The organism is Pelagicoccus mobilis (assembly GCF_016595505.1).
Classification (GTDB): Bacteria; Verrucomicrobiota; Verrucomicrobiia; order Opitutales; family Opitutaceae; genus Pelagicoccus; species Pelagicoccus mobilis.
The window spans coordinates 1-11,870 of record NZ_JAENIL010000099.1; the positions used below are offsets into that span (position 1 = coordinate 1).

An 11,870-nucleotide genomic window follows, 5' to 3' on the forward strand; every position below is an offset into this window, starting at 1 on the left:
TCGCGACGCACCGCACTACCCCCTCTCCCCCGGACAAATCTACGCACGAGACCTTTCCGTTCTTACCGAGACGTTCACGTAAAAAAAACGTCATGCCGTCTCCCCCTGGAGCAAACCGCTTGCTAGCTCGCCTCCCAACAGCAATCTAGCAAGCTCCGAACGCCCCCCGATGCTCCTCCCCATTCCCAGAAGGCTGCCACTTCTCTGGCTGCTCATATTCGCTTGGACTTCCCATACCCAAGCCCCAGCAGCTTCGCACTCATCCACCGCGAAAGTCCTGCTCATCGCCTCCTACCACCCCACCGACATGTGGACCCAAGGGCAGATCGCAGGCATGCTCGAAACCCTCGAGCAACGCTACGACCCCTTCGTCGACATATCCATCGAATACCTCTACTCACGCATCCCCAGAGACCAGTCCTACATCCAACGCATCAGAGAACGAATCGCCCAAGAATACGCCCACTCCCCCATCGAGCTCGTCATCACGCTAGACAATGTCGCCTTCGAATTCATGCGAAGCCACGGCAACCAACTCTTCCCAGACAGCCCCGTCGTATTCAGCGGACTGAACAACTTCAACCCCTCCTGGCTCGACGGGCGCTCCAACTACGTCGGCATCATCGAAGAGCAGTACGGCATGGCCGACACCCTAAAGCTCGCCCTCGATCTCATACCCCAAACTGAGAAACTCCTCATCGTCAGCGATCGCGACCAGGAAATAGACTACTACCTCGCCCAAAACCAGAAACAAGTCCCATGGGAAAAATTCGACCCCACCACAGTCGAATCCTGGGAATCCCTCCGCCACACCCTCGACTCCCACTCCTCCCCCTCTATCATATATTTGGATACGTTTTCCAGAGACGCCAGCGGCGGCCTTATCGACTACCGCGAAGTCATTCGAACCCTCAAAACATCTAAGCACCCAATCTTCGCCTCCGGACAACGCTACATCGGTCAAGGCATCGTAGGCGGCCGCATAAACAACGCCCACGTCCACGGCCAAAACGCAGCCCAGATCGCCCTCAAAGTCATGGACGGCATCGCCCCTGCCGATATCCCCGTCGCAAACCAACGCTCGCTTCAGGACCACTTCGACTACCAGCAACTCATTCGATTCGGCTTAAACACAAGCGACCTACCCGACGGGGCCACCATCATCAACCTCCCCGCCGAACCCTACAAGAAATACCTCAGCTACTTCCTCGCCGCCCTCCTCTTCATCATCGTCCAGATGATCCTCATCGCCCTGCTCGTATTCAACATACGGAGACGCAAGGCAACACAACTCGAGCTCGAAAAAGCCAAGACCGAAGCCGAAGCCGCCAACGCCGCCAAATCCGAGTTCCTCGCCATCATCTCCCACGAATTCCGCACCCCGCTCAACGCCATCCTAGGCTTCGCCCAAATCCTCGAAATCGAGAAAGACCCCCAAGAGCAAGAACGCTACCTGCACCTCATGCGCAGCAACGGCGACCAGCTCCTCTACCTCATCGACAATCTGCTCAACTACATCTACTACGGCCAAGGCAACGTGAAGCTCCAACACGGGCTCCACAAGCTCCAGAGCGAGTTCTCCGACCTCCGAGACAGCCTCCAAAGCAAAGCAGAACAAAAAGGGCTCCAGCTCGAATTCCGATCCAACAACATCCCCCCCGTCGCCAAAGTCGACTGGCCCAAACTCCGCGAAATCTTCACCAACCTGCTCGACAACGCCATCAAGTGCACCGACGCCGGCTCCGTCACCCTCGAGGCCCACGCCGAGTTCACCTACGACGAAAAATGGACCCTCCACGTCACCGTCACCGATACCGGATGCGGCATTCCCGACGACGAGCTCCATCGCCTCTTCGAGCCCTTCACCCAAGCCGACACCTCCCGCACCCGAAAAGTAGAAGGCGTCGGGCTCGGACTCGCCATCTGTCGCCGCCTCGTCAAAGCCCTGCAAGGCACCATAGAATGCCAGAGCCAAGAAGGCCAAGGCACCCGCTTCCAAGTCACCCTCCCCATCTCCGTCCCCATAGAGGAACCCGAAAGTCTCACCCTCTAGGAGGGCAATGCTCCGTCATTGCCACCCCCAAGGTAGCGTCCGCTGTCCCCAGCGGACACAGTCGCCACCCCCAACCTGTAGGGTCGTAGCTTGCGACGCACCGCACTGCCCAACCCCACTCCCCACTCCACTCCACACCCCACTCCACACCCCACTCCACACCCCCCAGCACCCAGCACCCAGCACCCCAAAAAATTACAAAACCGTAATCAAGCTGCGCTAATCCTGTTATTCGCCGAAACTAATATCAGCGACCCATCACAGGAAACTATGCGCACACCAAGAAACCTCCTCTCCGCCACCCTCCTCAGCCTGGCCACCCTCTCCGTCGCCCAACCCATCGTCGACTCCTGGTACACCGAGCAAGCCGGCCGCTACGCCCGCATCTACCAAACCACCGCCGACGAGTCCGCCCGCAACGCCGTCACCACCTGGTCCCGCGGTCAAGGCGTGCAAGACCAGCCCACCTACGCCGGAGTCAACGAAGTCTCCGTCACCGACACCCACGTCTACATCCGCACCACCGGACTCGGCTTCCACGTCATGGGCCCCTGGTACCTCAACGAAAACCAGACCAACGACTTCCCCAACTTCCCCTCCAACCAAGCCGTCATCTACCAGCTCCCCCTCGCCCCGGAAACCCCGCCATCCACCAAAACGCCCACCGGACTCGGAGCCATCGGCTACTTCGTCGACGGCATCGCCATGTTCGACTCCCGCGACGCCTTCTCCTACTCCACCGCCAACGGCACCGACGCCACACCACGCAACGGCATCCAAGGCGACGACGTCTGGAACCGCGACGCCTACGTCAACGAATCCGTCACCTTCGACGCCGCCAACGCCCACCAAGCCGGCGGCAACCACCACTACCACGCAAATCCCCCCGCCCTCCGCCACCTCCTCGGCGGCGCCGTCTCCTACGACGAATCCACCAACACCTACACCGAGCAAATCGGCGGCAACGGCAAACACTCCCCCATCCTCGGCTGGGTCCGCGACGGACTCCCCCTCTACGGCCCCTACGGCTACAGCGACCCCATGGACCCCGCCAGCAGTATCCGCAAGATGGTTACAGGATACCAGAAACGCGACGGCACCAACGGCTCCACAAACCTCTCCTCCACCGGCCGAACCACCCTCCCCCAATGGATGATCCGCAACGACTCAACCGTCAGCACAACCACCCTAGCAGCCAACCGCTACGGCCCCGCCGTCAACACCACCTACACCCTCGGCCACTACCTCGAAGACTACGCCTACAAAGGCGATCTCGCAGGCCTCTCCCTCTACGACGGCACCGGCAGCTTCAACCCCGACACCCACTACGACCTCAACGAATACAACGTCCGCTACTGCGTCACCCCCGAATTCCCCGAAGGCACCTGGGCCTACTTCACCTGCATCCAGGACGACGGAACCCCGCAATTCCCCTACAACATCAGCCGCTACTACTTCGGCAACCCCACCGGCGATAGAAGCAACAGCATCCCCGCCGAAGCCGCCATCGTATTCCAAGGCGGCCCCGAAGCCCCACCCCAAGTCAACAGCTTCGCGGTAGACACCCAAAACGACACCGTCACCCTCACCTGGACCGGAGCCGAAGGCGGATCCTACGTCATCAGAGAGTCAAACGACCTCAAAGAATGGATACAAATTTCCAACCCAGTCGCCGTCGACGCCAACCAAACCGCCACCACCACCGAAACCGCCAGCTTCACAAACAACGACTCCCTCTTCTACCGCGTCGAATTCTCCAGCGCGGCCAACTTCGACGACTCCGGTTTCGACCTCACCACTCCCAGCACCCAAAACCCGGCCCCCGACGCCCAAACCTTCTCCATCACCTTCCCCACCACGCCCCCGCTACCACCCCAAGACGCCATCACCATCACAGTCGACAGCGCCACCGCGACCATCGTCTCCTACAACCAATCAACCGGCGCCGCCGAGATCCAAATCGACACCACCCTCCTCAACCCCGGCAGCTACAACGCCTCCTTCACCTTCACCCCACCCAACAGCAGCGAAACCACTATCACCTCCACCAACCAAATCACCATCGAGGAATCCACCGCCCGCAACATCCTGCTCCTCATAGTCGACGACTGGGGAATCGACTTCAGCCCCTTCGACAACGCCCTCCCCTCCGCCACGCTCCCCAATCTTCCAAACATGCAAACGCTCGCCGACAGCGGTATCCACTTTTCAAACGCATACGCCCAGCCCCTCTGCTCCCCCACGCGAGCCAGCATCCTCACCGGCCGGCACCCATTCCGCAACGGCGTCGGCAATCCCGGCGACAACTCCACCCTCGCCGCCGAAGAAACCGCCCTCCCCGAGCTCCTCGCCGCTCAAGGAGCCCCGCACGGACTCGCCTCCTTCGGCAAGTGGCACCTCGGCGGCGGCCGCAACGGCGCTGCAGAACGCGGCGGCTGGCAGAAGTTCGCCGGCATCCAGCAAGGCGGCGTCGCCGCCTACGACGACTGGACCAAATTCGAAGATGGCGTGCGCACCGACAACGTCACCACCTACTCCACCACCGACCAAGTCAACGAAGCCGTCGAATACATCCAAAGCCAAGCAGACAACCCCTGGTTCGTCTGGATGGCCTTCAACGCCCCCCACACCCCCTTCCACGACCCCGCGCCCTACGTGACTCCAGAAGGTGGATACTCCACCAACGGCACCACCAACACCGACCTCTACATAAAAGCGCTCGAAGCCCTCGACTCCGAAATCGGCCGCCTCCTCGAATCCGTCGACCTCGAAAAAACCAACATCATCCTCATCGGCGACAACGGCACCCCCAACCAAGTCGCTCAAGCCCCCTTCGGCGACGGACATGCAAAAGGCGACCTCTACGAAGGAGGCATCCACGTCCCCATGCTCGCCGCCGGCCCCGACATAACCGCCACCCCCGGCAGCACCGAAGACACCTTCGTTCACTGTATCGACCTTTTCGCTACAATCCTAGATCTAGCAGACCTAGACATAGCATCCGCCACCGCCAGCCTCACCATCGACTCCCAAAACCTCACCCCACTCTTCCGCGGCCAAGACCTGCCGGAGCGCCACATCGTCTCCGAAATGTTCGGCCACGACAGCGGCAACGGCAGAGCCCTCCGCTCCGAGACCCACCCCGACTACAAGCTCATCATCTTCGGAGACAAAGACAGCCAAGAAGACACCCCAACCTTCGAATTCTACAATATCGCCACCGACCAAAACGAACAGTCCCCCCTCAACATCGACACCCTCACCGGCGCCGCTCTCGACGCCTACAACCACCTCCGCCAAATCGACACCACCCTAGGCGGCGGCTACAGCACCCCCGCCTCCTAACCCCCAAACAATCTTCCTCTCAACCATCCTCATAATCATAATCTTAATCATAATCTTAATCATAATCATAACCCAACCTCCAGGTAGGGCGTGACCGCCGGGCACGCCGCAATGCAGGATCCCTCCCTCCCCCCTCTCCTCAACAGGAGCTCAAATCCCAGATCCTGCTGGCCGAAGGCCACCCTGCTCCGACACCGTCGGACCCCTGTTAATTCAAGCACCCCCATCTGTAGGGCAGGGCGCCGACCTGCCACCCCACAACCCAACTCAAACAACCAATCAGAACACTCTCTCTCTCAAGCGTCATCAGACGCTTCCCACTACGTTCGCCCATTCAGGCGAACGGCTGATCCAATCATTCGTGGTTAAAACACTCACAACCTCCCTCCTTCTCCTCTTTCTCAACGCGCTCACACTCGCGCAAGAGAACACCCCGTACCCAGCGAGCCCCGCCCCCCTCCACCTCTCCCTCACCCTCCGCGTCGACGACACCCCACTCCACCTAAACTCCCTCCGCTACACTCTACCCAGTACCCAGCACCAAACACCCAGTACCCAATACTCCATCACCCGCCTCTCCTTCCTTCTCAGCCACCTCGCCTTTCAAACGGCCGACGGCACCTGGGTCGAAGCCCACGACAAATATGCCTACTTCGACGCCAAGAAACGTATTCTATCCTTCGATACATCAATCCCGCCAGGCGATTACCAAGCCCTCCGCTTCAACATAGGGCTGCCCCCCGAAGCCAACCACGCCGACCCCGCCCAATATCCAGCCCGCCACCCCCTCAACCCCGACCACAACCAACTCCACTGGACCTGGTCCTCCGGCTACATCTTCCTCGCCCTCGAAGGCCGCCACTACAAAACCGACAAGACCCTCGGCGGCTACGTCTACCACTTCGCCAACGACCCAAACCTCACCCCCATCACCATAAACCATCCCCTCACAATCCAATCCAGCACCCAAATAAACCTCACCCTCGATCTCGGCAAACTCCTCGCATCCCGAAATCCCCTCTCCCCCAACACCGACGGCCCCTCAACCCATTCGCACCCCGGCGATCCCATCGCCGCCAAACTAAAGAGCAACCTCCCCACCGCCTTCACCCTAAACGCCATTTCTCAATCCCAACGACCCAGTACCCAATACCCAATACCGAACGCAGAGCCCAACCTCCCCGCCAAGTACTCACCATACCCCTTTACCACCGGAAAAACCTTCCCCATCCCCGATCTCCCCGCCGACAACCCCCTCATCACCGAACGCGTCGAGCTCGGCGAAAAACTCTTCTTCGACACCCAGCTCTCCAGCAACCGCCAAATCTCCTGCGCCAGTTGCCACACCCCCGAGCTCGCCTTCTCCGACCCTCGCCCCCAAAGCATAGGCGTCAGCGGCAAGCCAACCCGCCGCCACTCCATGGCCCTCTTCAACCTAGCCTGGAAGCAAGACTTCTTCTGGGACGGCCGCGTCACCACCCTCCGCCAACAAATCCTCCACCCCATCCAAGACCCAAACGAGATGGGCCTACCACTCGAAACGCTCCTCGAACGCCTGAATTCAGATCCCAACTACAAAGCCGACTTCGCCAAAGCCTTCCACCCAGCCGACATCACTCCCCACACAATCAGCCTCGCCCTCGAGTCCTACCTCCTCACCCTCACCTCCCACACCTCCAAGTTCGATGCCGCCGCCGCAGGCAAAGCCAAACTCACCGACCAAGAAAGGCGCGGCTTCGAACTCTTCATGACCGAGTACGAGCCCCGTACCGGCCACTACGGAGCCGACTGCTTCCACTGCCACGGCGGAGCCCTCTTCACCGACAACCAATTCCACAACAACGGCCTGCTCCCCACCTCCGACCACGGCCGCTACGAAGTTACCGGCAACCCCGTCGACAAAAACAAGTTCTCCACCCCCTCCCTCCGCAACGTATCCAAAACCGCCCCATACATGCACGACGGCCGATTCCGAACCCTCGAAGAAGTCATACAGCACTACAGCACCGGTATTCACAGAAGCGATACAATCGACCCCAACCTCGCCAAACACCCCACCGACGGCCTCCAACTCTCCGTCGAAGACCAAGCCGCCCTCATCGCCTTCCTAAAAACTCTATAGTCACAACAGGAGGGCAACGCTCCGTCGTTGCCGTGGAGCCAAGTTCCAACTCAAACGAACAATCGCCCAGCAGGTCCCCGCCCAGCCCTCCCACAGGTAGCGGCCGCTGTCCCAGCGGCCAACAGCCATTATCACAAAACTGTAGGTCGCCGCACCGAGCATTGGTGTCAACTTATCTGAAAAACGTCTCCAAGACGTCCTTCTTCTGCTTCTCCCTCTTCATCTTCTTCTAAAAATACAGACTCCAAGCCTGTAGCACCGCTCTCCGAAGCAGAAGCGGATGAAGAAGAAGATGAGGAGCCTTTGAGCGCTTAAGTTGACGCCAACGCGCGCCGAGGCGACAACTCCACACTTCACACTCAACACTTCACACTCCCCTAAGCCCCTGCTGGCCGAAGGCCATCCTGCTCCGACTCCGTCGGATCCCTGTTACCTCCCCACCGGACCCCGGCATCACCCATCCAGCGGACTCTTCACCGACAACCCCGGCCGATTCATCACATGCAGGTAGATCATCGTCGTCTCCACTGACGCATGCCCCAGCAGCTCCTGCACCGTCCTGATATCATAACCATCCTCCAGCAAATGCGTCGCGAAGCTATGACGCATCACATGCGGCGTCACATGTTTATGGATACCCGCAGCCCTCGCCGCATCCCGCACCACCCGCTGGGCAAACCGATCATTCCAGTGGTGCCTCCGCACCGCATCGCTCCGCGGATCCTTCTGCAGCTTGTCAGTAGGAAACACGTACTGCCACAACCAGTCCTTCGACGCATTCGGATACTTCTTGTCCAAGCGATTCGGCATGTACACGCCATCCACCCCGTCCGCGCGATCCTTGTCAAAAAGCCGCTTCACCCGCTCCAAATGCTCCTGCAGCGGCTCCACCAGACCACCCGGCAAAGGCGTACGCCTATCCTCCCCCCCTTGCCGCTCCGTACCACCACCACTCCATGCGCGAAGTCCACATCCTTTACCCGTAGCCTCAAAGCCTCGCCCACCCTCAGCCCGCTACCATACATCAACTTCACCAGCACCCGCGCCTTCGGTTCCACGCAGACCATAAAGCGCGAAATCTCGTCACGCGACAGCACCACCGGCAAAACCCGCCCCCGCTTCGCCCCCCTATACTCCGGCAGCACCCCAGGCTCCATCCCCAGACACGCCCGAAACGCAAAGACCAACGCATTCAAAGCCTGCCGCTGAGTCGCCGACGCCACATTCTCCTCCACCGCCAAATGATCCAAAAAACCAGAGATCGCCCGCTTCATTTCCTCCCCCGCCTGTCCCCGGCTCTCTAAAACCATCCCCGAAACCGCCTGCTTCCCCCACCAGCGACGAAACTGCCCGAGCCAAACCAGATACCCCTTCTCCGTCTTCAAAGCCCTCCCCTTCCGCCGAGCCACCACCCGAGCGATCTGCTCCATATCGCCCTCCTCCACGAAATGACGCTCCACCTGCTCCAAGGAAACCAAATCCAGCGGAGCCAAACCCACTTCGCTCCGAACCGGAAACTCCGCCGGACCATCATCACCCACATGCGCGCCCGCCGCGTCCAACAACCAATCCACCGCCTTCCCCGCCTGCTCCACCTGCCAGTCCTCCACCTTCCACCTCTCCTCGATCATGCGCTTGAAAGAATGAGCCGTCGCATAGCTCGGCAACCCCTCCGGCAGACTCCCCTTGTTACGCTTCTCCAAATAAACCAAAAAACGCTTCATCCACACCGGACTCCACTTTTCATCCAATCCTGCAGGCGCGCCATCCTTCGCCCAAAGCCTCCGGGCACGGCAAAGCCATTCCGGCTCATTCGGTTTTCTCGACATACAAATACGGGGGTTAGAGTTAGATTCCTTGTCGGATAACCAAAGTAGAATTCACTTTGGTTATCCGACAGCGATTTTGCCTAAGTCGTTGACAAAAGCAACCCCCACTAGGTACTTTTCTCTAAAAAACTGTCGGATAACCAAAGTTTGTTCACCCGACAAATTTGACGCTTAATAATACTGTTCTGAAAAAAGATGAGTGACGATCAACAGGAAGAATTCAACGACAACATTGCTCCCCAGCTTGAGTATTTCGCCGAACGAACGAATCTTATGTTCGCATACTATTTTTGTACATTTGAGTTCATTGATGACGAAGATTTTCACGCTGACACCGGCGAATCTGGACGCTCTTGGTCTCTTAGCACCATCCAGAATGCATGCCTTCATACATCACTTCTAGCACTTCGCGACATAGATGATTTTTTCAAGCCAAGAGATAAGAACACCCGTCCTGACGATATGCGTGCTTCGGATTTCGGGGCAACCACTCCGATGTCATTCCTTAGTAAAAACGAGAGATTAAGTATTAATAAACTAATCGCACATTCGACCTACCACGGAGCACCAAACCTAAAGTTTCGTTGGGATATTTTGGAGTTGATGTACAAAGCAGAAGCACAGATCAGTTCATTTATAGACTTCATCAAAACACATTTTCCCATCGGTTCGCATACGGATACGCAACTTCTAGCGATCTTAGTCCAAAAGAGAACTAAATCTACTCTTTCTTGGATACGCACAGAAATCGAAAGAAGAAAATCAGAACCAGGCAGTGGAGGCAATGCCGACTAACGCTCGCCTCTTCTGTCACGATCCCATGAATACTAGCCTCAATACACTTGAAACATCGACCGAAGTCGGCATCGCCTCACTTTAGCGTTAAGCGAAAGACAAAATGATCAAAACCTTCAAGTGGATTGGCATCGCCCTCGCCGTATTGGTCTTCAGCTACTCGCTGTACCATTTCGGTGTGTACGACTATCTCGCTAGAGCTTGGTCTAGTAGCGATTTCCGGCTTGGCGTCGTAGCTGAGCTCCACGGTGTAGTTATCGAGACAGTTCTGGTCGTTTGGCTATTCACTTGGATTATCAATCGAAGAGAGAAGAAACGTTGGAAACCAGCGAGGTTACTAGTGGCACGCCATGTTTGCCGTGTTCACCAGAAACTATTCAATTCTCTAAGATGGATTGTTGACTACGACCACCACACGAACCCTGAAAGCCACCAAATGCCGCCAGGGACGACTCAGCGTCAAGCGGACGCGTGGGGTAAAGGGCTACACCTCCAGCCGCTGGATTCACTATTCGTTGAATTGAAGAAAATGATCGAGTACAACAATGTGGCCCTTGATTCTTCACTCCACCCCAAAGTAATTTCTTACATAGTCGCGGCTAAGGATGCTATCAGCATCTGCAAGTTCGTTGTTCACGCTTACGAAGGGAAGGCAAATTACCATTTCCACGGTTCTTACAACAATAGAAGCATTACAGAAATGGAACGAATCTATAAGGATCTACTCGCGGAGTATCCTGAAGTAGTTGAGCTCGAAAAACCTATAGGTCCACCCCCAGAAAGTTCGGAGTTTATTCATGAACTGGTTGAATCACTGAACTCCAAAAACGAATTCTTGCATTTAGAAGTAAACAACAATGCTTAACAAAGCAGAGCTCACAACTCCGGACGCTGCGCGTCCTACGTCGTGAGTCTTTGGCGTTGGGCAAAGAAATGAAGATCGAAAAAACACTTCTTACGGCCTCGGGCATTCTTGTCGTTTTCCTGCTCACTTCGTGCTCGAGAGAAATAGAAGGGACCTTTTCTGGCACCTTGCGATGGGGTTTCGAAACCCAATCCTTCTATGTCGATGAAGAAGATGAAGCTTGGTGGGTCTCACCACAGAAAGATGTGTTCAACAAGTTCGGTGAGGATTACGGTTTAAGATTAAACCAACTTGGTGAAGAATATGCAGCAGTACTTCAGTATAGAGTGAAGATGAAAGGTATCGCCTCGAAAAGAGGAGAATATGGTCATTTCGGTATGTTTAAGAGACGGTTTGAAGTAGAAGAAATTTTAGATTTTGAGTGGATAGGAAAAGATGATCAATAAGCCCAACAAGGCAGTCGAGGCAATGCCGACAAACGCTCGCCTCTTTTGTCACGTTATCATGAATACTAACCTCAACGGAACTGGAACCTCAGCCGAAGTCGGCATCGCCTCACTTTGACGTTAAGCAAATAAAGAAAATGATCAAAGCACTGTTCAGTTGGAGAGAAAAACGACGAGTCCTGAAAGGAGTCGCCCTCATACGTGCTGAACTATGGAAGAAGTATCCTAAGAAAAGATACTTTCCCGAAAGTCAGATCATCGACACTGGTGTTGCACTCGGTCTTAAAACTGAAACGATCGAATACGCGGTTTCTTTTCTGGTCGTCCCCAAGCGAGTTGATGGAGTTCTGATTCGCATGGGAGCATCAAAAACAACGAAAGAAATAGCGACAAACATAGGCATTTGGTATGGCGG

10 protein-coding genes are annotated in these 11,870 nt (G+C 56.7%); 8 read left to right on the forward strand and 2 right to left on the reverse strand.

Annotated features, from left to right (window positions below):
• The first annotated feature begins 169 nt into the window (after positions 1 to 169).
• From JIN87_RS26980 to JIN87_RS26990, 3 genes are all read left to right on the forward strand, one after another.
• Entirely contained in the window at positions 170 to 2,053 is a 1,884-nt protein-coding gene (locus JIN87_RS26980; RefSeq protein WP_200359661.1) for a sensor histidine kinase, read from the forward strand.
• Positions 2,054 to 2,323: 270 nt separating this feature from the next.
• A complete protein-coding gene (locus JIN87_RS26985) occupies positions 2,324 to 5,398 on the forward strand; it encodes a sulfatase-like hydrolase/transferase (protein WP_200359663.1) in 3,075 nt (1,024 codons plus the stop codon).
• 361 nt (positions 5,399 to 5,759) lie between these two features.
• Positions 5,760 to 7,520 carry an MbnP family protein gene (locus JIN87_RS26990; RefSeq protein ID WP_200359665.1) on the forward strand — a complete coding sequence of 587 codons (1,761 nt, stop codon included), beginning with the start codon at positions 5,760 to 5,762 and terminating at the stop codon, positions 7,518 to 7,520.
• A 453-nt stretch (positions 7,521 to 7,973) separates the two neighbouring features.
• On the opposite strand, the gene JIN87_RS26995 is transcribed toward JIN87_RS26990, so the two are convergent.
• Both JIN87_RS26995 and JIN87_RS27000 read right to left on the reverse strand, forming a co-directional pair.
• Positions 7,974 to 8,381 carry a tyrosine-type recombinase/integrase gene (locus JIN87_RS26995; RefSeq protein ID WP_325176416.1) on the reverse strand — a complete coding sequence of 136 codons (408 nt, stop codon included), beginning with the start codon at positions 8,379 to 8,381 and terminating at the stop codon, positions 7,974 to 7,976.
• Positions 8,378 to 9,349 (reverse strand): phage integrase N-terminal SAM-like domain-containing protein, encoded by a 972-nt coding sequence (locus tag JIN87_RS27000; RefSeq protein ID WP_200359669.1) that lies wholly within the window; start codon positions 9,347 to 9,349, stop codon positions 8,378 to 8,380. The genes JIN87_RS26995 and JIN87_RS27000 overlap by 4 nt, the downstream gene beginning before the upstream one ends.
• Before the next feature lie 195 nt (positions 9,350 to 9,544).
• Between JIN87_RS27000 and JIN87_RS27005 the strand changes: the two genes are divergently transcribed.
• The 5 genes from JIN87_RS27005 to JIN87_RS27020 all read left to right on the forward strand — a co-directional run.
• Positions 9,545 to 10,144 (forward strand): hypothetical protein, encoded by a 600-nt coding sequence (locus tag JIN87_RS27005; protein ID WP_200359672.1) that lies wholly within the window; start codon positions 9,545 to 9,547, stop codon positions 10,142 to 10,144.
• A 103-nt stretch (positions 10,145 to 10,247) separates the two neighbouring features.
• Positions 10,248 to 11,009: a hypothetical protein gene (locus tag JIN87_RS27010; protein WP_200359674.1), complete on the forward strand. Its 762-nt coding sequence runs from the start codon at positions 10,248 to 10,250 to the stop codon at positions 11,007 to 11,009.
• A gap of 68 nt (positions 11,010 to 11,077) precedes the next feature.
• Positions 11,078 to 11,455, forward strand: coding sequence for a hypothetical protein (locus tag JIN87_RS27015; protein WP_200359676.1), 378 nt, complete (start codon positions 11,078 to 11,080; stop codon positions 11,453 to 11,455).
• Entirely contained in the window at positions 11,445 to 11,573 is a 129-nt protein-coding gene (locus JIN87_RS28640) for a hypothetical protein (protein WP_267909454.1), read from the forward strand. The genes JIN87_RS27015 and JIN87_RS28640 overlap by 11 nt, the downstream gene beginning before the upstream one ends.
• A 19-nt stretch (positions 11,574 to 11,592) precedes the next feature.
• The coding region (locus tag JIN87_RS27020; RefSeq protein WP_200359678.1) for a hypothetical protein at positions 11,593 to 11,870 on the forward strand (278 nt) is incomplete at its 3' end.

Bases quoted from the DNA above. Each gene is read 5' to 3' on its own strand.
- JIN87_RS26980 (WP_200359661.1), top strand. From the start codon at position 170: ATGCTCCTCCCCATTCCCAGAAGGCTGCCACTTCTCTGGCTGCTCATA.
- JIN87_RS26985 (WP_200359663.1), top strand. From the start codon at position 2,324: ATGCGCACACCAAGAAACCTCCTCTCCGCCACCCTCCTCAGCCTGGCC.
- JIN87_RS27000 (WP_200359669.1), bottom strand. From the start codon at position 9,349: ATGTCGAGAAAACCGAATGAGCCGGAATGGCTTTGCCGTGCCCGGAGG.
- JIN87_RS27005 (WP_200359672.1), top strand. From the start codon at position 9,545: ATGAGTGACGATCAACAGGAAGAATTCAACGACAACATTGCTCCCCAG.
- JIN87_RS27010 (WP_200359674.1), top strand. From the start codon at position 10,248: ATGATCAAAACCTTCAAGTGGATTGGCATCGCCCTCGCCGTATTGGTC.
- JIN87_RS27015 (WP_200359676.1), top strand. From the start codon at position 11,078: ATGAAGATCGAAAAAACACTTCTTACGGCCTCGGGCATTCTTGTCGTT.
- JIN87_RS28640 (WP_267909454.1), top strand. From the start codon at position 11,445: ATGATCAATAAGCCCAACAAGGCAGTCGAGGCAATGCCGACAAACGCT.